We start from the raw sequence: 21416 nt of genomic DNA, 5'->3' as shown, positions 1-21416 counted from the left end.
TACGGCGGATCCCGCAGCCCGTTCACCTGTGCTTGGAGCTCCGGTAGGTTTGCTCCCATGAACACGGGGAGTGACGGCCGCGGGGACAGCGAGAACCCGGCCGCAGAGACGGAAGAGGCGCCGCTCGGCTCGCGCGCGCCGGACTTCATCAAGGCACGCCGCACCCTGCACCTCAGCTGGCAGGTCGGCGTCTTCATCGTGGGCCTGGCCGTCGTGGTCGCGGGCGTCATCATGCTCCCGCTGCCCGGCCCGGGCTGGCTGGTGATCTTCGCGGGCATGGCGATCTGGGCGACCGAGTTCGTCTGGGCGCAGCTCGTCCTGCGCTGGACCAAGCGCAAGGTGACCGAGGCCGCGCAGAAGGCGCTCGACCCGAAGGTCCGGCGCCGCAACATCATCCTGACCTCCATCGGCCTGGTGATCATCCTGGCGGCGCTGGGGATCTACCTCTGGAGGGTCGGCTTCGCCATGCCCTGGAACGCACCCGAGTGACCCCGCGGGCGCCCGGCGCCTCCGTGGTCCCGGGCACCCTCTGACATGCGGTAATGTTTGAGGTGCGCCGGGGCGATTAGCTCAGCGGGAGAGCACTTCGTTCACACCGAAGGGGTCACTGGTTCGATCCCAGTATCGCCCACCCGGACCGAAGGCCCGGAGACTCGTGAGAGTCTCCGGGCCTTCGGCGTTCCCGCGTCACTTCATGCGGCCCAGCGCCTCACGGACCCGCCGCGCGTCCCGCAGGCGCCGCTCGTACGTCGCGCCCACCGCCAGCAGCAGCACCCCGGCCAGCGCCGGCGGCATCCAGCGCGGCAGCGCGTCCGCGACCTGGACGACGTACGGCGCCAGCTCGTGCAGCGCGTCCAGGGCCAGCACCGCGCCGCCCAGCAGCAGCGGCGCCCGCAGCTTGTACCGCGCCCCGAGCAGCGTCACCACCAGGGCGGCCACCCCCAGCAGCAGCGGCCGGAGCCAGTGCGCGTCGCCCCAGGCGGCGACCAGGCTCGGCACCAGCGTCGCGGCCAGTCCGGGCCCGTACGCCGTCCAGGACCCCGCTCCGGGGTCGCGCCGGCGCCGCAGCAGGCCCACCACCAGCGCGGGCACGGTCACCGGCAGCGTGTACGCCTCCGGCACGGTCACCCCGGACGCCGCCAGCCGCACCCAGGCGGCCAGCAGGAAGAGCGCCCCCGCCGCGTACCCCACCGGACGCCGGTCGGCCCGTACGGCCGTCCCCGCGCAGACCACCCCGAGCAGCGCCAGCACCAGGGCCAGCACCGGCAGGTCCGGCAGCGCCAGCGCCACGGCCAACGCCCCCGCGCCCGCACCGGCCACCTCGAACGGCACCCGCACCGGGCGGGCCGCCGGCGTCACCGCGGCCAGGGCCACCGCCACGGGCACCGCGAGCACCAGCAGCGCGGTCGTGTGGGCCGGCAGGCCGAGGGCCCGCCCCAGGGCGAGCAGCAGCCCGGTGGCGTAGCCGACGGACAGCACCGCGGCCGCCGACCGCGCCCACACCGGCCCCCGGCCCGCGAAGGCGGCGGCAGCGAACAGCACCAGGAAGGCCCCCAGCACCGCGAAGGTGCCCGGCTTCCCCGCCAGCGACAGCACCGACGCGCTCGCCGCACCGGCCACCGCGCACGCCCCCGCGGCCACGGACCGCCCGAGCGCCCCCGCCACCGGCCCGTCGGCCCGCAGGGCGTACCCCACGGCCAGCGCGGTCAGCAGCACCTGCGAGCCGAGCACCACCGGCTGGGCCGGCGGCAGCACCGCCGAGGCCGTGAAGAGACCGGCCCAGACCAGGACGACCACCGCCACCCCCGCCTCGGCCCGCCGCCGCAGCCAGGGCCAGGCCATGCCCGCCACCGCGAGCAGCACCACGGGCGCGGCGTGCATCCCCGGCAGCCGCGCGTCGGCCGGCACCGGCACCCGGCCCGCCCACACGCCGCCCCACACCTCCACCGGCAGCGCCAGCGCCAGCAGCACCGCGGGCAGCGCCGACAGCGCGCCCAGCACCGCCACGCCCGCCCCGGCACCCGCCAGCCCGCGCCGCACCCCCGCACGCAGCCCGGCCACCCGCGCGAACAGCAGCAGCGGCACCGCGCAGACCAGGTACGGCAGCACCCCCCAGCCGTCCGGCAGCACCGCCCGCGGCACCCCGCCGAGCGCCGCCACCGCAGCCGCGCCCGCCAGACCGGCCAGCGGCACCGCGCCCGGCTCCGGCACCCGGAACGCCACGGCCAGCGCCAGCACCGCACCGCCCAGCAGCAGCGCGCCCGGCGCCACCGCCGCCGCGGGGTCACCGGCCGCCAGCGACAGCCACAGCGCGCCCAGCAGCGCCCAGCCACCCGTCGCCACACCGGCCACCACCGCGAGCACCCGGACGAACCGGTCCCGCCACCACAGCGCCACCGCCGCGTCCAGTGCCGCAGTCCCCAGCAGCGCCCAGCCCACGACCGGCGCCGGGGCCCCGGCCGCCACCGCGCCCAGCGGCAGCGGCAGCTGGGCCGTCACCAGCGCCACCGGCACCGGCAGCCGCAGCGCGCCCAGGGCCAGCCCGTAACCCGTCCACAGCGCGGCCAGCACCGCCGCCGCACCCGCCGCGTACGCCGTGCCGTCCTTACCCGGCAGCGCCACCGCGTACAGCGCGTACGCGTCCAGCACCGTCAGCGCCAGCCCCAGCCCCGCCACCGACTCGGCCGTGGACCGCAGCCCGCGGCGCAGCAGCGCCACCGGCGCGGCCAGCGCCGCGGCCGTCACCACGCCCAGCACCGCGGCCCGGCCGCCGATGCCCATGGAGCCCCAGCTCACCACCGTGAACGCGAACGCGGCGATGGTCAGCAGCACCGCGCCCAGGGTCAGCAGCACGTTCTGGGCGCTCGGCCCGGACGCGTCACGCGCCGGACCGGCGGCCGGCGGCGCCTGCCACCCGGGGAAGGGCGCGGCCGGGGCGGCCGGCGCCGTCAGCACCGAGACCAGCCAGGCCCGGCGGGCCAGCAGCTGCGCGCGGCGCGCGTCGAGCTGCACCAGCTCCCGGTCGAGCAGGACGAGCTCCTCGGCGGGCGGCGGTACGCCGGGCCCGGGAGGCCCCTGGGGCGGCGGCATGTGCGGCGGAACGTTTTCCATGCCCGGAGTGTGGCGCCGGTCACCCGGCGGGAACATGGGTGCGGATACTCAGATTTCCCCGGGGACGCGCTTGAGTACGGGTGGGTGCCCGTCGGCAGCCCGGGGGAGCCGCGGCGGCCGGGTGAGCCGCGGAAGCCGGGTGAGCCGCGGAAGCCGCGGAAGCCGGAGGGAGCGGGGAAAGGCGGCCGCCGGCGAGTACCGGGCCCGCCCGGCGCGCAGACTCCCCGTATGGACTGGTGCCGCTACCGCTTCCGCAGCGTGTGGGAGCTCCCCGCGCCGCCCGGCCGGGTCTTCGCCGTGCTCGCGGAGCCCGGACGGTACCCCGAGTGGTGGCCGCAGGTCCGCCGCGTGGCCCCGGGTGGGGCGGGCACCGGCACCGCGCGCTTCCGCTCCCTCCTCCCGTACGACCTGGTCGTCACCGCCTCGGAGCGGCGCAACGACCCCGGGGCCGGCGTGCTGGAGGTGGCGATGAGCGGGGACCTCGACGGCTGGGCGCGGTGGACCGTGCGCCCCGGCCCCGGCGGGGGCACGCGGGCCGTCTACGAGCAGGAGGTCGTGGTGCGCAAGCCCCTGATGCGGCGGCTCGCGGTGCCCGCCCGCCCGGCCTTCCGCGCCAACCACGCACTGATGATGCGCGCCGGACGGCGCGGGCTCACGCGCTTCCTGGCGGGGGGCCGGGACGCTGCCTGAGGACCGGGTTTTGAACCACCCGCCCGTGCCCTGTATGGTTCAACTCGTTCCCGGGCGATTAGCTCAGCGGGAGAGCACTTCGTTCACACCGAAGGGGTCACTGGTTCGATCCCAGTATCGCCCACCGGGAGAGGCCGGTCCGTCAGCAGACGGACCGGCCTCAACTCGTTTCCGGGGTACGCCGGTTCCTCCGCGGCGCGCGCCCCGTCTCACGCCGCCGCCGGCACCTCCGGGCGCAGCGGCCAGTGCGGGTCCACCGCCTCCTCCGAGCCGTTCCGCGCGAACCACGCCTGGAGCCCCCGGGCCTGCGCCGCGTGCCACACCGCCTGCAGCGCGTGCAGCTCCGCCGGGCTCAGCCGCTCCAGCCGCGCCGCGAACCTGCGCCCCACCGCCCGGACCACCTCCAGCGACGCCACCGCGTCCGCCGCCGCGTCGTGCGCGCCCTCCAGCGCTATGCCGTAGTGCGCGCACAGGTCCGTCAGCGTCCGCCGCCCCTTGCGGTACCGGTCCAGGTGCTTGTCCAGCACGCGCGGATCCAGCACCGTCAGCGGCCGGTTGTCGAGGTACCGCGACAGCGACGACGCCCGGTGCCTGCGCAACTCCCGGTCCAGCAGCGTCAGGTCGAAGGGGGCGTTCATCACCACCAGCGGGCGGCCCGCCGCCGTCTGCTCCGCCAGCGCGCGGGCTATCTCCTCCACCACCGGCGCCGGCCACCGGCCGTTGCGCTGCAGGTGGTCCTCGGTCAGGCCGTGCACGTCGGTGGCCTCGCGGGGCACCGGGATGCCCGGGTTGACCAGCCAGCGGGTGGCCCGGACCCGGCCGCCCGCACACTCCTGGACCACCACCGCCGCGGAGACGATGCGGTCCTGCTCGACGTCCACCCCGGTGGTCTCGGTGTCAAATGCGGCCAGCGGCCCCTCGTACCAGCGCGTCATGTCCGAACTCCTCGTCCCCGATCGGCAGATGGCGCGCGCCTTCGATCCGGCCACCCCTGCCCGAGAGCGTGATACCCGTGGCCCCGGCGCCGTACGCCGTTTGCGGCACGGCCGTCGCGGAGACAACACCGGTGGGGGACCGTACACCTGAACGGTCGTCATGGACCTGCTGACACGACCCGGAAGGCACGGGGAGCCATGGCGCTCGTACAACCCGAGCGGACGGAGCCGCTGCGGGGCAACCTCGCCACCACCGCCTGCATGGAGACCCTCCAGGTGGGCTATCTGCACGCCGTCGCCGCGGCGGCGGGCTGCTCGCTGTCCCAGCCGTTCCCGGACAACGGCATCGACTGGCACGTCAGCCACGGCTCCGACGGCCACACCGTCGACGACGAGGTCACCATCAAGGTCCAGCTCAAGGCGACCTACCAGGTGGCCCCCCGCCCGCCGGGTCCGAGCTTCGGCTTCACCCTCGACAACGACCACCTGGTCAAGCTCGCCCGCACCCCCGTCGCCGTGCACAAGATCCTCGTCGTGATGCTCGTCCCCCGGTCCCGCGAGGACTGGATCGGGGCCGGGCACGACGCCCTGGGGCTGCGCCACTGCTGCTACTGGACCAACCTGGCCGGACACCCCGTCACCGGCCGGAGCAGGACCACCGTCAGGATCCCCACCCACCGGATCTTCGACGACCGCGCGCTCTGCGAGATCATGACCCGGGTCGGGGTCGGAGGGAGACCTTGATGCACTGGACCCACCACGACCACCCCGCCGCCCCGCCCCGCCGGCCGGCCGCCGCGGACGTCGACCCGACCGTGCTCGGCGCCCTGCTGCACCGGCACGGCTGGCAGCGCAGGGGCGGGGCCGCCGGGCAGTACGGCCGCTGGACGCCGCCCGGCGCCGGCCCCGGCGGCACCAGCCTGCTGGTGCCCGAGAGCACCGGCTTCCCCGACAGCGAGGACCTGCTCGGCGAGGCCCTCACCGCCCTGTCGCGCAGCGCCCTGCCCGGCGCCCGCGAGGTGCTCTACGGGCTCACCGTGCCCAGCGACGAGGTGCGCTGGTGGCGCGAGGTCCCGCCCGGGCTGCGCGAGGAGTCCTCCTGGGGCGCCCAGGAACAGCTGCGGAACGCCGCGCACCGGCTGCTGCTCGCCGGGGCGCTGGCCGACCGGGCGCGGGCCGGCTACCACGGGGCGCGGCACCGGGCGCAGGCCGAGCGGGCCCTGGAGGGGGTGCTGGTCGGGCCCTCGCCCGGCGGGTCGAGGCTGACCGCCTTCGTGCCGGTGGACGGGGGCCGGGGCACGGTGATCCGGCTCCACCACGCGCTGCACGCCGCCCGGGAGGCCGTCGACTACCGGCGGGCCACGGGAGGGATGGAGGCCTTCGACGCGGCGGTCGAGGCGGGCGTGAGCCGCGAGCTGGCCGAGGCCCTGATCTCCCTGGTGCGGGGCACGGAGGGGGCGCGCGTGGCGCTGGCCTGGGCGCCGGCGGCCGGGACCCCCGCCGGGTGCGCGGTGCGGCCCGAGCCCGTGGAGTTCTCGCCGGGGGACCTCCCGGTGCTGCGGGAGGCGGGGGAGCGGTACACGCGGGACGAGCCGGCCGTGCCGGTGCGGATCGCGGGCACGGTGGTGCGGATGCGGCGCGCGTCCGCGCGGGGCGGCGGGAGCGTACGGCTGCGGGTGCTGGCCGGGGCGGAGGTGCCGTACGTCCGCGCCGCGCTCGACGAGGAGGCGTACCAGGTCGCGGGCCACGCGCACCTGGCCGGGCTGCCGGTGCGGCTGTCCGGCCGGCTCCAGCGCCGGGGCGGGTTCCGGCGGCTGACCGACGCCCGCGACGTGGCTCCCGTACCGCTGGACGAGGTGGAGCGGGACCGGCTGATGAAGTCGCTCCAGGGCAGCGGGGACGGCGTGGACTTCCTGGCGGAGGCGTGCGGCGAGGACTGACGGCGGGACCTGGGGGTTAACCGTTTCGCGGGCGGGCCGGTCGGCTCGGTACGATTCAGGCGCGCAGTGACCACTGCCGCGATCTCCCCGGGCAGTCGCCCGGGAGGTGCCCCCAGAGTCAGGAGAGACCGGTGTCAGACGTCCGTGTGATCATCCAACGCGATTCCGAGCGGGAAGAGCGCGTGGTGACCACGGGCACCACTGCGGCGGACCTGTTCTCCGGCGAGCGCACCGTGATCGCCGCGCGCGTCGCCGGCGAGCTCAAGGACCTCTCGTACGAGCCCGCGGACGGCGAGACCGTCGAGCCGGTGGAGATCTCCTCCGAGGACGGCCTGAACATCCTGCGCCACTCGACCGCGCACGTCATGGCGCAGGCCGTGCAGGAGCTCTTCCCCGAGGCCAAGCTGGGCATCGGCCCGCCGGTCCGGGACGGCTTCTACTACGACTTCGACGTGGCCAAGCCCTTCACCCCCGATGACCTCAAGGCCGTCGAGAAGAAGATGCAGGAGATCCAGAAGCGCGGCCAGCGCTTCTCGCGCCGCGTGGTCACCGACGAGGCCGCCCGCGAGGAGCTCGCCGACGAGCCGTACAAGCTGGAGCTCATCGGCATCAAGGGCTCGGCCTCCACCGACGACGGCGCGAACGTCGAGGTGGGCGCCGGCGAGCTGACCATCTACGACAACCTGGACGCCAAGACCGGCGAACTGTGCTGGAAGGACCTCTGCCGCGGTCCCCACCTGCCCACCACCCGGAACATCCCGGCGTTCAAGCTGATGCGCAACGCCGCCGCCTACTGGCGCGGCAGCGAGAAGAACCCGATGCTCCAGCGCATCTACGGCACCGCGTGGCCGTCGAAGGAGGAGCTGAAGGCCCACCTCGACTTCCTCGCCGAGGCCGAGAAGCGCGACCACCGCAAGCTCGGCAACGAGCTGGACCTCTTCTCCATCCCGGACGAGATCGGCTCCGGCCTCGCCGTCTTCCACCCGCGCGGCGGCATCATCCGCCGGGTGATGGAGGACTACAGCCGCAAGCGGCACGAGGAGGAGAACTACGAGTTCGTCTACTCGCCGCACGCCACCAAGGGCGCCCTCTTCGAGAAGAGCGGTCACCTGGACTGGTACGCGGAGGGCATGTACCCCCCCATGCAGCTCGACGGTGGTACCGACTACTACCTCAAGCCCATGAACTGCCCGATGCACAACCTGATCTTCGACGCGCGCGGGCGTTCGTACCGTGAACTGCCGCTGCGCCTCTTCGAGTTCGGCACCGTGTACCGGTACGAGAAGTCCGGCGTCGTGCACGGCCTGACCCGGGCCCGCGGCTTCACCCAGGACGACGCGCACATCTACTGCACCCGTGAGCAGATGGCCGAGGAGCTCGACCGCACCCTCACCTTCGTGCTGAACCTGCTGCGCGACTACGGCCTGACCGACTTCTACCTGGAGCTGTCCACCAAGGACCCGGAGAAGTTCGTCGGCTCGGACGAGGTCTGGGAGGAGGCCACCGCGGTCCTCCAGCAGGTCGCCGAGAAGCAGGGCCTCCCGCTGACCCCCGACCCGGGCGGCGCGGCCTTCTACGGCCCGAAGATCTCCGTGCAGGCGCGCGACGCCATCGGCCGCACCTGGCAGATGTCGACCGTGCAGCTGGACTTCAACCTGCCGGAGCGCTTCGACCTCGAGTACACCGCGGCGGACGGCTCGCGCCAGCGGCCCGTCATGATCCACCGCGCGCTGTTCGGCTCCATCGAGCGGTTCTTCGCGGTGCTGCTGGAGCACTACGCGGGTGCCATGCCGCCGTGGCTGGCGCCGGTGCAGGCGGTCGGCATCCCGATCGGCGACGCGCACGTCGAGTACCTGCAGGAGTTCGCCGCCGAGGCGAAGAAGAGGGGCCTGCGGGTCGAGGTGGACGCCTCCTCCGACCGCATGCAGAAGAAGATCCGCAACCACCAGAAGCTCAAGGTCCCGTTCATGATCATCGTCGGTGACGAGGACATGGCCGCGGGCACCGTCTCCTTCCGCTACCGCGACGGTTCGCAGGAGAACGGCATCCCGAAGGACGAGGCGCTGGCCAAGCTGGTCAAGGTCGTCGAGGACCGCGTCCAGGTCTGAGGCCCGGTCCTGCTCCGAGGCATCGAGGACTGAACCCCGCCGCGTGCGGGGCCGGCCCCCGGGAAGGTCACTTCCCGGGGGTCTTCTCGTCCTCCCTGGTGAACACCTGGAGCAGCCAGGACGAGAAGGAGCCGGTCACCGCGCCGAGCAGGGCCATGCCGCCGAACATCAGGCCAGCCGCCACGGTTCGCCCCATCGGGGTCACCGGCACCACGTCCCCGTACCCGACGGTGGTCAGTGTGGCGCACACCCACCAGATCGAGTCGCCGAAGGTGACGATCGAGGCGCCGGGGGCCTCGTGTTCGTGGTCGTACACGGTCAGCGCCCCCGAGAAGCCCAGCAGCACGGCGGAGAGGCTCGCGTATGCGATCACGCGCGCGTACAGGCCCAGGCGCGGCTGGTCCCGGCGCTTCTGGACGGCGTTGTACACCTGCACCATGCGCAGCGGCCGCAGCAGCGGCAGGATCAGCACGAGGGTGTCCAGCATGTGGGTGCGCGCGAAGCGCAGCGGGCGCCGGCCGCTGAGTTCCAGGCGCACGAGGTAGTCGCCGGCGAAGCAGCCCCATGCCGCGAAGGTGATCGCGAGGCCGGCTTCGCGCATTGTCTCCTCGGAGTCCGGGACCAGTACGCGGACCGCGTATCCGGCGGTGAACGCCAGGGAGATCAGGAACAGCGGCAGCTCGGTACGGCTCTCCCAGCGCGCCAGGCGGGATTCGGGTTCGGTCTCCATCCGGACAGGATCGCCGCAGGCCGGCCGGTGTGCGCCCCGGCGACACGCCGCGCGGGGGCGAAGCCATATGCTGCATGGCATGACGACTGAGCCGGAGCAGCAGATCGGTGTCGGGGTGCAGGACGCGTTCCAGCGGCTGTGGACGCCCCACCGGATGGCGTACATCCAGGGGGAGAACAAGCCCACCGGCCCGGAGGCGGGCGACGGCTGTCCGTTCTGCGGGATCCCGGACATGTCCGACACGGACGGCCTGGTCGTGGCGCGGGGGAGGCACGTGTACGCGGTGCTCAACCTGTACCCGTACAACGGCGGGCACCTGATGGTGGTCCCGTACCGGCACGTGGCCGACTACACCGACCTGGACGGCCCGGAGACCGCGGAGCTCGCCGACCTGACCAAGCGGGCCATGGTCGCGCTGCGGAAGGCCTCGGGTGCGCACGGCTTCAACATCGGCATGAACCAGGGCGCGGCGGCCGGTGCCGGCATCGCCGCCCACCTGCACCAGCACATCGTGCCGCGCTGGGGCGGGGACACGAACTTCATGCCGGTGGTGGGGCACACGAAGGTGCTGCCGCAGCTGCTGGCGGACACCCGCGCGATGCTGGCGGACGCCTGGCCGAGCGACTGACGCCGCCCGGCCGAGCGGCCGGCCCCGGCCGCCGGCCCGGTGCCGGACGCGAGGGGGCCCGTACGGATCGCCGTACGGGCCCCCTCGCGTCGCGCCGGGCGCGCTACGCGTCGTACAGGTCCGCCTTGCGCGGGGACGGGTCCTGGACCAGGCCGCTGACGATCATGGAACGGTTGGTGAAGCGCTCGGTGTCCACGCCGTTCTCCTCCAGCACCTTCATCGCGGCGGAGTGCACCACCCGCAGCACCGGGGTGGCGGCGCGCATCGCGTCGTCGGCCATGAAGCGGTGGCGCCAGGGCTGGGCGGCCCAGACGTGGCGGACGCCGAACGGCTCGGGCAGGACGATCTTGCCGCCGAGGAAGTTCAGCACCGGCGGGTACCAGCTGAGCAGCGCGCGGACGCTGAGCCTGACCACCTCGTTGGTGTCGCAGAGCGGCTCGACGATCTCGACGGTCTCCCAGAAGCGGATGCTCTTGGGGACCTCGTGGGTCTTCGGCGCGGACTTGGTGGTGAACAGGCCGTGGACCGGGCCCAGGGCGTGGCCGGTGACCTCCACGCGCAGGGTCTGGTAGAGCACGGTGACGGTGACCAGCATGGTGAGCACCAGCTGGCCGTCCCAGAGGGTGAACTGCACGCCCAGGTAGTGGCGGTTGCCGCTGCCGAACTGCTGCTCGTTGCAGATCCGCGTTATCTCCTGGCCGGTGATCTGGAAGCTGTCGGCGCCCTCGCCGGACGGCCGGGTCACCTCCTTGGCGCCCTCGCCGACCGGGCTGACGATCCAGTGCTTGACCGAGGGGGCGGGGAAGCCGCCGGTGTGCAGGGGGCCGCGGTCGAGCTGGGTGAGCTGCTTCTCGATCATGCGGATGACGTCCCAGCTGCGGAACGGGTGGATCTCCGTGCCGGCGGTGCGGGGGGCCAGCTCCTCGGCCAGCTGCCAGCTGCCCCACCGGGTGCCCATGCCGAGTATCCCCTTGGGGCCGGCGTAGAAGACCGAGTTGCTGCGGTCCTCGGCGGTGAGCCTGGCGAGCTGGCGGCGCAGTTCCTCGGCCGCGGTCTCGTCGGGGTTGCCGGGCACCGCCTCGGGGATCTTGGCGCCGATGCCGCCCCCGGAGAGCAGGCCGTCCCAGCGGGCCCGCATGTCCTTGGCGGTGGCCTCGCAGATGCGGCGGGCCAGGGGCCAGCCGACGGCGGGGGCGATCACCATGGCGCGGAGGTAGTAGCCCCAGAAGCCGGTGAACGGCAGCCGGAACATGGCCACGGCGGCGACGATGCCGATGCCGACGAGGACGGCGGTGCCCATCCAGGTGGCCTTCCGGTCGCCCTCCTTGCCCGCGAGGGTCTTGCGGAGCTGGAAGAGGCCGAGCCAGAGCAGCAGGCCGGGGAGGAAGACCACGCCGCACACGAACATGATCATGCGGAGCTTGGCGTCGCGCTGCTTGCGGATGCGGGAGGCGGCCAGGCAGTGCTCGACCACGGTCTGCGGTTCGGCGCCGAAGGACTGGACGAGGGCCTTGCGCTTGGCGCCGAGCATCCGGGCCTCGACCGCGGTGCAGAAGGCTTCGCCCAGGTTGGGCTTGAAGAGCGAGAGCTTGCCCGCCTTCACGTCGGTCTTGTACCAGTCGTTGTCGGCCTTCTGGATCTCGTCCACGGGGCTGTCGCGGTACGCCGCCGAGGCGAGGGCGTTCGTCGCCGCGGTCTGGCCGCCCGCGCCCTGGAGCGGGACCTGTGCTCCGGGACTGAAGTCGAAAAGATCGTCCGCCACCGCTGCCCCCATCACGCGTGCTTGACCCCGCCCGCCGTGCCCGGGCGGTGCCCCCTACCTTGCGGCTGTTCCCCGTGGTCACACCCGGCACACTTCGTGACGAAGCCTATCCGCCAGGTGCATCACCCCGGTACGGGACCCGGAAATGCCGCCCGCCGCAAGCGAGTTGGGCGGGCGGCTCCGGATGGCATGACCGACTACGTTCCCTTCTGGGCCTCTTCGCGCATCTTGTCCGCCAACTGCTGCGGCATGGGCTCGTGCCGGGCGTACGCGCGGTCGAAGCGGCCGGTGCCGTGGGAGACCGAGCGCAGCTCCACCGCGTACCGGTCGATCTCGATCTCGGGGATCTCGGCGCGTACGAGCGTCCTGCCGGGGCCGGCCTGTTCGGTGCCGACGACCCGGCCGCGCCGGCTGGACAGGTCGCTCATGACCGGGCCGACGTACTCGTCGGGGATCAGCACGGACAGCTCCGCGACCGGCTCCAGCAGGTGGATCCGGGCCTCCGCGGCGGCCTCGCGCAGGGCGAGCGCGCCGGCGGTCTGGAAGGCGGCGTCGGAGGAGTCCACCGAGTGCGCCTTGCCGTCGACCAGGGTGATCCGTACGTCGACCAGCGGGTACCCGGCGGCCAGTCCCTTGGCGGCCTGGGCGCGCACCCCCTTCTCGACGGACGGGATGAACTGCCGTGGCACGGCGCCGCCCACCACCTTGTCGACGAACTCGATCCCGCTGCCGGGCGGCAGCGGCTCGACCTCGATCTCGCAGATGGCGTACTGGCCGTGGCCGCCGGACTGCTTGACGTGGCGGCCGCGACCGGCCGCCCTGGCGCCGAAGGTCTCCCGCAGCGAGACCTTGTGGGGCACGGCGTCGACGTGGACGCCGTACCGGGTGCGCAGGCGCTCCAGCGCCACGTCCATGTGGGCCTCGCCCAGGCACCACAGGACCACCTGGTGGGTGTGCTTGTTCTGCTCCAGCCGCATGGTCGGGTCCTCGGCGACCAGCCGGGCCAGGCCCTGGGAGAGCTTGTCCTCGTCGGCCTTGCTGTGGGCCTGGATGGCGAGGGGGAGCAGGGGGTCGGGCATCACCCAGGGCTCCATCAGGAGCGGGTCGTCCTTCGAGGAGAGGGTGTCGCCGGTCTCCGCGCGGGTGAGCTTGGCCACGCAGGCGAGGTCGCCGGCGATGGCCCTGCCCAGGCTGCGCTGGGCCTTGCCGAAGGGGGAGGACAGGGCGCCGACGCGTTCGTCGACGTCGTGGTCCTCGTGGCCGCGGTCCTCCAGGCCGTGGCCGGAGACGTGCACGGTCTCGTCGGGGCGCAGGGTGCCGGAGAAGACGCGTACGAGCGAGACGCGGCCCACGTAGGGGTCGGAGGAGGTCTTGACGACCTCGGCGACGAGCGGGCCGGCGGGATCGCAGGTGACGGCGGGCCGCGCGCCGCCCTGGGGGGTGGTGACGGCGAGTTCCGGCCGTTCCTCGGGTGTGGGGAAGCCGCCGGTGATCAGTTCGAGGAGTTCCACGGTGCCCAGGCCCTGGCGGGCGCCGTCGGTGGCGGGCGCGGCCATCAGCACGGGGTGGAAGGTGCCGCGGGCGACGGCCCGCTCCAGGTCGTCGACCAGCGTTTTCAGGTCGATCTCCTCGCCGCCCAGGTAGCGGTCCATGAGGCCCTCGTCCTCGCTCTCGGCGATGACGGCCTCGATGAGCCGGTTCCGCGCGTCCGCGATCAGGGCCAGTTCGTCCGGCTCCGGGTCGCGCTCGCGGCGTTCGCCCGAGGTGTAGTCGTACACGCGCTGGGAGAGCAGGCCGAGCAGGCCGTGGACGGGGGCGTGGCCGTCGGGGCCCGGGGGGCCGTGGAGGGGGAGGTAGAGCGGTGTGACGGCGTCGGGGTCGTCCGCGCCGAAGATCTCGCCGCAGACCGCGGTCATCTGGGCGTAGTCGGCGCGGGATGCCTCCAAATGGGTGACGACGATGGCCCGGGGCATGCCGACCGCGGCGCACTCCTCCCAGACCATGCGGGTGGCGCCGTCCACGCCGTCGGAGGCCGAGACGACGAAAAGGGCCGCGTCCGCCGCCCGCAGACCGGCCCTGAGTTCCCCGACGAAGTCGGCGTATCCGGGGGTGTCCAGAATGTTGATCTTGATGCCGCCCCATTCGACCGGGACGAGCGAGAGCTGTACGGACCGCTGCTGGCGGTGTTCGATCTCGTCGTAGTCCGAGACCGTGCCGCCGTCCTCGACCCGTCCGGCCCGGTTGACCGCTCCGGCGGTCAGCGCGAGCGCTTCGACCAGGGTCGTCTTCCCGGCTCCGCTGTGGCCGACCAGCACCACGTTCCGGATGTCGGAGGGCCGGTCGGCCGTCAGTGCCCTGCCGGCGGCCCCGGGCTGTTGGTTCGCCTTGTCGCCCATGGTTGCCTTGCCTCCCTGTTCCTTGCACGGCGAGGAGGATGTGAGCGCGGACCCAGGGGAGTCGCGAGGGGAATCGACGGCTCCGGCGACGCCCGCGGTCCTTCGAGCTTTGCACCCGTGTCACGGTGCGTCCATACGTCGTACCCGACGCGAACCGGTGGGTGCGAGGGGGTGAACACGCCACCCCTGGCTACGATGGGCCAGCCGGTGGCCGCTGTGGCCGCGCGGCCCAGCGACCCTCCGGGAAGGCCATGCTGAACAAGTACGCGCGTGCATTCTTCACGCGTGTCCTCACACCGTTCGCCGCGTTTCTGCTCCGCCGGGGGGTGAGCCCGGACGCGGTCACCCTCATCGGCACCGCCGGGGTGGTGGCGGGTGCGCTGGTCTTCTTCCCCCGGGGCGACTTCTTCTGGGGCACGATCACGATCACCCTGTTCGTCTTCTCCGACCTGGTCGACGGGAACATGGCGCGGCAGGCCGGCGTGTCCAGCCGGTGGGGCGCCTTCCTCGACTCCACCCTGGACCGGGTCGCCGACGCGGCGATCTTCGGCGGCCTGGCGCTCTGGTACGCGGGCGGCGGGCACGACAACGTGCTGTGCGCCGTGGCGATCTTCTGCCTGGCGAGCGGCCAGGTGGTCTCGTACACCAAGGCGCGCGGCGAGTCGATCGGGCTGCCGGTGGCCGTGAACGGCATGGTCGAGCGGGCCGAGCGGCTGGTCATCACGCTGGTGGCGGCCGGACTGTCGGGCCTCCAGATCTTCGGGGTGCCCGGCTGGATCGGCGTGCTGCTGCCGGTGGCGCTCTGGGTGGTGGCGGTCGGCTCGCTCGTCACGCTGGTGCAGCGCGTGGTGACCGTGCGGCGTGAGTCGGCGGAGGCGGACGCGGCGGAGGGCTCCCGTACGGCGGGGGACTCCCGTACGGCGGGGGACGGCGGGGCCGGGGACGGCTCCCGTACCGCCGAGAACGGCGCCCACACGGCCGGGGACGGTGCCGCGTGAACCTGCGCGACCGGCTGACGGACGGGGTGTACGGGCTCGGCTGGAGCACCGTGAAGAAGCTGCCGGAGCCCGCGGCCACCGGGCTGGGGCGGCGCATCGCCGACTTCGCCTGGCGGCGGCGCGGCAAGAGCGTGCTGCGGCTGGAGTCGAACCTGGCCCGGGTGGTGCCCGGGGCGGACGCCGAGCGGCTGCGCGAGCTGTCGCGGGCCGGCATGCGCTCGTACATGCGCTACTGGATGGAGTCGTTCCGGCTGCCGGCCTGGGATGCCGCGCGGGTCCGGGAGACCGTGGAGATCAAGGACGACCACATCCTGCGGGAGGCGCTCGCCTCCGGACGCGGTGTGATCATCGCCCTGCCGCACCTGGCCAACTGGGACCTCGCGGGCGCCTGGGTCACCACGTACCTCGGGGTGCCCTTCACCACCGTCGCGGAGCGGCTCAAGCCCGAGTCGCTGTACGACCGGTTCGTCGCCTACCGCGAGAGCCTCGGCATGGAGGTGCTCCCGCACAGCGGCGGCGCGGCCTTCGGCACGCTCGCCCGGCGGCTGCGCTCGGGCGGCCTGATCTGCCTGGTCGCGGACCGGGACCTGTCCTCCTCGGGCGTCGAGGTGGACTTCTTCGGCGCCGCGGCCCGGATGCCCGCCGGGCCCGCGCTGCTGGCGCAGCAGACCGGGGCCGTCCTGCTGCCGGTGACGCTCTGGTACGACGGGGCGGCCATGATGCGCGGCCGCATCCACCCGCCGGTCGAGGTGCCCGAGGAGGGCACCAGGCCCGCGAAGACGGCGACGATGACGCAGGCGCTGGCCGACGCCTTCGCCTCCGGCATCGGCGAGCACCCGGAGGACTGGCACATGCTCCAGCGGCTGTGGCTGGACGACCTCGAACCGCGGGGGGACCGCGCGTGAAGATCGGCATCGTCTGCCCGTACTCCTGGGACGTACCGGGCGGGGTCCAGTTCCACATCCGGGACCTGGCCGAGCACCTGATCCGGCTGGGCCACGAGGTCTCCGTCCTCGCGCCCGCGGACGACGACACCCCGCTCCCGCCGTACGTGGTCTCCGCGGGGCGTGCCGTGCCGGTGCCGTACAACGGCTCCGTGGCACGGCTGAACTTCGGCTTCCTGTCGGCGGCACGGGTGCGGAGGTGGCTGCACGACGGCACCTTCGACGTGATCCACATCCACGAGCCGGCCTCGCCCTCGCTCGGCCTGCTCGCCTGCTGGGCGGCGCAGGGGCCGATCGTGGCCACGTTCCACACCTCGAACCCGCGCTCCCGGGCGATGATCGCCGCGTACCCGATCCTCCAGCCCGCGCTGGAGAAGATCAGCGCCCGCATCGCGGTGAGCGAGTACGCGCGGCGCACGCTGGTGGAGCACCTGGGCGGCGACGCGGTGGTGATCCCCAACGGCGTCGACGTCGGCTTCTTCGAGAAGGCGGAGCCGAACCCGGAGTGGACCGGGCGGACCCTGGGCTTCATCGGCCGCATCGACGAGCCGCGCAAGGGGCTGCCGGTGCTGATGGCGGCGTTCCCGGAGATCGCGGCGGCCTGCCCGGACGTACGGCTGCTCGTGGCGGGCCGGGGCGACGAGGAGGAGGCGGTGGCGACGCTGCCGCCCGAGCTCCGCTCGAAGGTCACCTTCCTGGGCATGGTCTCGGACGAGGACAAGGCGCGGCTGCTGCGCAGCGTGGACGTGTACGTGGCGCCCAACACCGGCGGCGAGAGCTTCGGGATCATCCTGGTCGAGGCCCTCTCGGCGGGGGCTCCGGTGCTGGCCTCGGACCTGGACGCGTTCGCGCAGGTGCTGGACCAGGGCGCGGCGGGCGACCTCTTCACGAACGAGGACCCGGCGTCGCTGGCCCGCGGCGCGGTCCGGCTGCTGGAGGACCCGGCCCGGCGCGCGGAGCTGAGCGCGCGGGGCTCGGCGCACGTGAAGCGCTTCGACTGGTCGACGGTGGGCGCGGACATCCTGGCGGTCTACGAGACGGTCACGGACGGCGCGGCCTCGGTCGCCACCGACGAACGTGTCCCCCTCCGCACGAGATGGGGCCTCACCCGGGACTGACCGCCGCCGCGGCCCCGGGCCCCCGAAGCGAGGCCCGGGCCCCCGGAACGGCCGCCCGGAAGTGACCCCTGGCCCCTCCCGGGCCTCCGCGCAGCGGGCCCGGGCTCCCTCCCAGGCCACTGCCGAGGAGGCCTGGGCTCCCGACCAGGCCCTGGGCTCCTCCCCTGCCTCTGCGCAGCGGGCCTGGGCTCCCCGGCCTGCGCGCACTGGGCCCTGGCCTATTTCGAAGCGGGCCCAAGCTCCCGGAAGCGGCCCCCGGCGTCGGCCACCCGGAGCGGCCCGACCTGCCGAAGAGGCCCCGGCCGGGTTGAAACGGCGCCCAAGCCGCGAAGGCCGGGCGCCGCAGCCGAAACGGGCTCCTGGCTGTCCGGAGCCCGCCCCGGCTTCCCGAAGCTGCGCCCTGGCCGCGGCCCAGGCAGCGAAGCCGTGCACCCGGAGCCGCCCCCGGGCTCCGGGGCCGCTGCCCTGCGGGGCGGCCCCTCCCCGCCCTTCTCCCGTTCACCGGATCTCCGCCCCGGGCCCCGCTGCTCAAACGCCGCAGGGGCTGAAAGCCGCCGCCCCGGGCCGCACGCGTTGCCCGAGGCACGCCGCGGCCGGTCGGCCGCACCTCCGTCCTTCGCGCGGGGGTCCGGGGCCGAGTCCCGGTGAACGGAAGAAGGGCGGGGTGGGGTACCTCCTCCCGGTGGGCGGGGGCACGGCCCGCGGCAGGCGCCGACGCGCGGTTGGCGCGAGCGCGCCGGCCGGGATGCCGTCCGCGCCGGAGTCCGCCGAGCCCGAGGGCGCCGGGCGGGCGCCGTACAGCGGACCGGTACTGCGGAGGCCGGCCGGGCGCGCCAGACCGGTACCGCGGAGGTCGGCCAAGCGCAGCGGACCGGTAGAGTCGCCGGGCGTGATCGAAACCCTCGTCTGGATCGCCCTGGCGCTCGTCGCCGTCGGGATCTACCTCAGCTGGACCGCCGGACGGCTCGACCGGCTGCACACGCGCATCGACGCCGCCCGCGCCGCACTCGACGCGCAGCTCGTGCGCCGCGCCTCCGTCGCGCTGGAGGTGGCCACCTCGGGGGTGCTCGATCCCGCCGCGTCCATCGTGCTCTACGAGGCCGCGCACGCGGCCCGCCAGGCCGAGGAGGACCACCGCGAGGTCGCCGAGAGCGAGCTCAGCCAGGCCCTGCGGGCCGTCTTCGAGGACCCCGACCAGGTCGAGGCCGTCAAGGAGGCGCCCGGTGGCGAGGAGGCCGCCGGCGAGCTGGCCGCGGCCGTGCGCCGCGTCCCCATGGCCCGGCGGTTCCACAACGACGCCGTCCGCGCGGCCCGTGCCCTGCGCCGCCACCGCAAGGTCCGCTGGTTCCGGCTGGCCGGCCACGCGCCGTTCCCGCTCGCCTTCGAAATGGACGATGAGCCTCCGGTGGCCTTGGCAGACCGCCCCGGCAGCTGACACTGGCCACTCTGGCCATGCGGAAGGATCCACTCGCTCCACATTGGCCCTTGCAGTGGACTGATCGGCCCGGTTTGCTGGCTCAGGTCGGACTTTCCGGCCCCCGCCGGGTTTCCTGGCTGCGTAGTACCGCAGTACCCCGTCTCCATCGAGTGAGGTCAATCCGTGAGCACGCTTCCCACCACCCCGCAGTCCGCTGAGTCGGCCATCGGCACCTCCCGCGTCAAGCGCGGCATGGCCGAGCAGCTCAAGGGCGGCGTGATCATGGACGTGGTCAACGCCGAGCAGGCGAAGATCGCCGAGGACGCCGGCGCCGTGGCCGTCATGGCCCTGGAGCGGGTCCCCGCGGACATCCGCAAGGACGGCGGCGTCGCCCGCATGTCGGACCCGAACATGATCGAGGAGATCATCGACGCGGTCTCCATCCCGGTGATGGCCAAGTCCCGCATCGGCCACTTCGTCGAGGCCCAGGTCCTGCAGTCCCTCGGCGTCGACTACATCGACGAGTCCGAGGTCCTCACCCCGGCCGACGAGATCAACCACTCCGACAAGTGGGCCTTCACCACCCCCTTCGTCTGTGGCGCCACCAACCTGGGCGAGGCCCTGCGCCGCATCGCCGAGGGCGCGGCCATGATCCGCTCGAAGGGCGAGGCCGGCACCGGCAACGTCGTCGAGGCCGTCCGCCACCTGCGCCAGATCAAGAACGAGATCGCCCAGCTGCGCGGCTACGACAACAACGAGCTGTACGCCGCCGCCAAGGAGCTGCGCGCCCCGTACGAGATCGTCAAGGAGGTCGCCGAGCTCGGCAAGCTCCCGGTCGTGCTGTTCTCCGCCGGTGGCGTCGCCACCCCGGCCGACGCCGCCCTGATGCGTCAGCTCGGCGCCGAGGGCGTCTTCGTCGGCTCCGGCATCTTCAAGTCGGGCGACCCGGTCAAGCGCGCCGCCGCCATCGTGAAGGCCACCACCTTCTACGACGACCCGAAGGTCATCGCGGACGCCTCCCGCAACCTGGGCGAGGCCATGGTCGGCATCAACTGCGACACCCTGCCCGAGGCCGAGCGCTACGCCTCCCGCGGCTGGTAAGGCACCCCGGAACATGAACAACCCTCCCATCATCGGCGTCCTGGCCCTCCAGGGCGACGTCCGGGAGCACCTGATCGCCCTGGCCGCGGCTGACGCCGTGGCCAGGCCGGTCCGGCGCCCCGAGGAGCTCGCCGAGGTCGACGCCCTGGTCATCCCCGGCGGCGAGTCCACGACCATGTCCAAGCTCGCCGTCCTCTTCGGCATGCTGGAGCCGCTGCGCGAGCGCGTGCGCGCCGGGATGCCGGTGTACGGCACCTGCGCGGGCATGATCATGCTCGCCGACAAGCTCCTGGACGGCCGCGAGGACCAGGAGACGCTCGGCGGCATCGACATGATCGTCCGCCGCAACGCGTTCGGCCGCCAGAACGAGTCCTTCGAGGCGCAGATCGCCTTCGAGGGCATCGAGGGCGGCCCCGTCGAGGGCGTCTTCATCCGCGCGCCGTGGGTGGAGTCGGTCGGCGCCTCCGCCCAGGTCCTCGCGACGTACGACGGCCACACGGTGGCGGTGCGTCAGGGCAACGTGCTGGCGACCTCGTTCCACCCGGAACTCACCGGCGACGACCGCGTCCACGCGTATTTCGTCGACATGGTGCGCGCGAGCGCCTGACGCGGCCCCGGTAGGATCTGAGGCGAACACTGTTGGTTACGCGAAGGAGACAGGCGGATGTCCGGCCACTCTAAATGGGCTACGACGAAGCACAAGAAGGCCGTGATCGATGCCAAGCGCGGCAAGCTCTTCGCGAAGCTGATCAAGAACATCGAGGTCGCGGCCCGCACCGGCGGTGCCGACCCGGACGGCAACCCGACCCTCTTCGACGCCATCCAGAAGGCCAAGAAGAGCTCGGTGCCCAACAAGAACATCGACTCCGCGGTCAAGCGCGGCGGTGGTCTTGAGGCGGGTGGCGTCGACTACGCCACGATCATGTACGAGGGCTACGGCCCGAACGGCGTCGCGGTGCTCATCGAGTGCCTCACCGACAACCGCAACCGTGCCGCGTCCGACGTGCGCGTCGCCATGACCCGCAACGGCGGTTCGATGGCCGACCCGGGCTCGGTCTCGTACCTGTTCAACCGCAAGGGCGTCGTCGTGCTGCCCAAGGGCGAGCTGACCGAGGACGACGTCCTGGAGCACGTGCTCGAGGCGGGCGCCGAGGAGGTCAACGACCTCGGTGAGCAGTTCGAGGTCATCAGCGAGGCCACCGACCTGGTCGCGGTCCGCTCCGCGCTCCAGGAGGCGGGCATCGACTACGACTCGGCCGAGTCCAGCTTCGTCCCGACCATGCAGGTCGAGCTGGACGAGGAGGGCGCGCGCAAGATGTTCAAGCTGATCGACGCGCTGGAGGACAGCGACGACGTGCAGAACGTCTTCGCCAACTTCGACGTCAGCGACGAGGTCATGGCGGCGGTCGACGCCTGATCGGCAGCGGCTCCGGCGGGGGGGGGGGGGGGCCCCCCCCCCCCCGCCCCCCCCCCGGTTGGGGGGGGGGGGGGGGGGGGCCCCGGGGCCCGGGGGCGAGGGTGCGACCACGGCGGGGGTG

General features: G+C 73.5%; 18 protein-coding genes and 2 tRNA genes. 15 read left to right on the top strand and 5 right to left on the bottom strand.

The genetic code is table 11. The features are described from left to right. The first annotated feature begins 57 nt into the window (after positions 1–57). Entirely contained in the window at positions 58–489 is a 432-nt protein-coding gene (locus tag ACIQUQ_RS22880; protein ID WP_403978730.1) for a TIGR02611 family protein, read from the top strand. Positions 490–559: 70 nt separating this feature from the next. After that, positions 560–631: transfer RNA gene (locus tag ACIQUQ_RS22875), tRNA-Val, on the top strand. A 56-nt stretch (positions 632–687) separates the two neighbouring features. Here the strand turns inward: ACIQUQ_RS22875 and ACIQUQ_RS22870 are convergent. Further along, on the bottom strand, positions 688–3111 hold the full coding sequence (locus ACIQUQ_RS22870; RefSeq protein ID WP_403978727.1) for an SCO7613 C-terminal domain-containing membrane protein: 2424 nt from the start codon (positions 3109–3111) through the stop codon (positions 688–690). Positions 3112–3339: 228 nt separating this feature from the next. On the opposite strand from ACIQUQ_RS22870, the gene ACIQUQ_RS22865 reads away from it, so the two are divergent. Together ACIQUQ_RS22865 and ACIQUQ_RS22860 are read left to right on the top strand one after the other, a co-directional pair. Beyond that, positions 3340–3801: an SRPBCC family protein gene (locus tag ACIQUQ_RS22865; protein ID WP_403978725.1), complete on the top strand. Its 462-nt coding sequence runs from the start codon at positions 3340–3342 to the stop codon at positions 3799–3801. 52 nt (positions 3802–3853) lie between these two features. After that, positions 3854–3925: transfer RNA gene (locus ACIQUQ_RS22860), tRNA-Val, on the top strand. A gap of 85 nt (positions 3926–4010) precedes the next feature. Here ACIQUQ_RS22860 and ACIQUQ_RS22855 read toward each other — a convergent pair. Beyond that, a complete protein-coding gene (locus tag ACIQUQ_RS22855) occupies positions 4011–4736 on the bottom strand; it encodes a 3'-5' exonuclease (protein WP_403978722.1) in 726 nt (241 codons plus the stop codon). A 198-nt stretch (positions 4737–4934) separates the two neighbouring features. Here ACIQUQ_RS22855 and ACIQUQ_RS22850 point away from each other — a divergent pair, with 198 nt between their 5' ends. The 3 genes from ACIQUQ_RS22850 (at position 4935) to thrS (ending at position 8784) form a co-directional block, all read left to right on the top strand. Further along, positions 4935–5480: a DUF4365 domain-containing protein gene (locus ACIQUQ_RS22850; RefSeq protein ID WP_403978719.1), complete on the top strand. Its 546-nt coding sequence runs from the start codon at positions 4935–4937 to the stop codon at positions 5478–5480. Beyond that, positions 5480–6676: a hypothetical protein gene (locus tag ACIQUQ_RS22845; protein ID WP_403978716.1), complete on the top strand. Its 1197-nt coding sequence runs from the start codon at positions 5480–5482 to the stop codon at positions 6674–6676. Before ACIQUQ_RS22850 ends, ACIQUQ_RS22845 begins: the two co-directional genes overlap by 1 nt. Positions 6677–6807: 131 nt before the next feature. Continuing rightward, entirely contained in the window at positions 6808–8784 is a 1977-nt protein-coding gene (gene thrS / locus ACIQUQ_RS22840; RefSeq protein WP_403978713.1) for a threonine--tRNA ligase, read from the top strand. 67 nt (positions 8785–8851) lie between these two features. Here thrS and ACIQUQ_RS22835 read toward each other — a convergent pair whose 3' ends face one another. After that, a complete protein-coding gene (locus tag ACIQUQ_RS22835) occupies positions 8852–9514 on the bottom strand; it encodes a potassium channel family protein (protein ID WP_403978710.1) in 663 nt (220 codons plus the stop codon). 67 nt (positions 9515–9581) lie between these two features. On the opposite strand from ACIQUQ_RS22835, the gene ACIQUQ_RS22830 reads away from it, so the two are divergent. Beyond that, positions 9582–10142, top strand: coding sequence for an HIT family protein (locus ACIQUQ_RS22830; protein WP_403978707.1), 561 nt, complete (start codon positions 9582–9584; stop codon positions 10140–10142). 103 nt (positions 10143–10245) lie between these two features. Here the strand turns inward: ACIQUQ_RS22830 and ACIQUQ_RS22825 are convergent, their stop codons facing one another. Together ACIQUQ_RS22825 and ACIQUQ_RS22820 are read right to left on the bottom strand one after the other, a co-directional pair. Then, complete coding sequence (locus tag ACIQUQ_RS22825; RefSeq protein ID WP_403978704.1) at positions 10246–11904, bottom strand: hypothetical protein; 1659 nt, start codon at positions 11902–11904, stop codon at positions 10246–10248. 197 nt (positions 11905–12101) lie between these two features. Further along, positions 12102–14300, bottom strand: a complete 2199-nt coding sequence (locus ACIQUQ_RS22820) for an elongation factor G-like protein EF-G2 (protein WP_403978701.1) — start codon at positions 14298–14300, stop codon at positions 12102–12104. Positions 14301–14551: 251 nt separating this feature from the next. Between ACIQUQ_RS22820 and pgsA the strand changes: the two genes are divergently transcribed. From pgsA to ACIQUQ_RS22785, 7 genes are all read left to right on the top strand, one after another. Continuing rightward, positions 14552–15298 (top strand): phosphatidylinositol phosphate synthase, encoded by a 747-nt coding sequence (pgsA, locus tag ACIQUQ_RS22815; protein ID WP_403978699.1) that lies wholly within the window; start codon positions 14552–14554, stop codon positions 15296–15298. Continuing rightward, the gene (locus ACIQUQ_RS22810; protein WP_403978696.1) at positions 15295–16203 is read left to right on the top strand and encodes a phosphatidylinositol mannoside acyltransferase; all 909 of its coding nucleotides are present in this window, start codon (positions 15295–15297) and stop codon (positions 16201–16203) included. Before pgsA ends, ACIQUQ_RS22810 begins: the two co-directional genes overlap by 4 nt. Further along, positions 16200–17360 (top strand): glycosyltransferase family 4 protein, encoded by a 1161-nt coding sequence (locus tag ACIQUQ_RS22805; RefSeq protein ID WP_403978694.1) that lies wholly within the window; start codon positions 16200–16202, stop codon positions 17358–17360. The genes ACIQUQ_RS22810 and ACIQUQ_RS22805 overlap by 4 nt, the downstream gene beginning before the upstream one ends. Positions 17361–18249: 889 nt before the next feature. Then, entirely contained in the window at positions 18250–18795 is a 546-nt protein-coding gene (locus ACIQUQ_RS22800) for a hypothetical protein (RefSeq protein ID WP_403665824.1), read from the top strand. Positions 18796–18960: 165 nt separating this feature from the next. Then, the gene (gene pdxS / locus ACIQUQ_RS22795) at positions 18961–19878 is read left to right on the top strand and encodes a pyridoxal 5'-phosphate synthase lyase subunit PdxS (protein ID WP_403978692.1); all 918 of its coding nucleotides are present in this window, start codon (positions 18961–18963) and stop codon (positions 19876–19878) included. Between the two features lie 13 nt (positions 19879–19891). Continuing rightward, positions 19892–20485, top strand: a complete 594-nt coding sequence (pdxT, locus tag ACIQUQ_RS22790) for a pyridoxal 5'-phosphate synthase glutaminase subunit PdxT (protein WP_403978689.1) — start codon at positions 19892–19894, stop codon at positions 20483–20485. Positions 20486–20542: 57 nt separating this feature from the next. Then, a complete protein-coding gene (locus ACIQUQ_RS22785; RefSeq protein ID WP_403978686.1) occupies positions 20543–21295 on the top strand; it encodes a YebC/PmpR family DNA-binding transcriptional regulator in 753 nt (250 codons plus the stop codon). Positions 21296–21416 lie beyond the last annotated feature (121 nt).

The sequence above is a fragment of the Streptomyces sp. NPDC101118 genome (genome assembly GCF_044759445.1).
Classification (GTDB): Bacteria; Actinomycetota; Actinomycetes; order Streptomycetales; family Streptomycetaceae; genus Streptomyces.
Note: the sequence above shows the minus strand (reverse complement) of the source record. Positions and strands in the feature narration are given on the sequence as shown.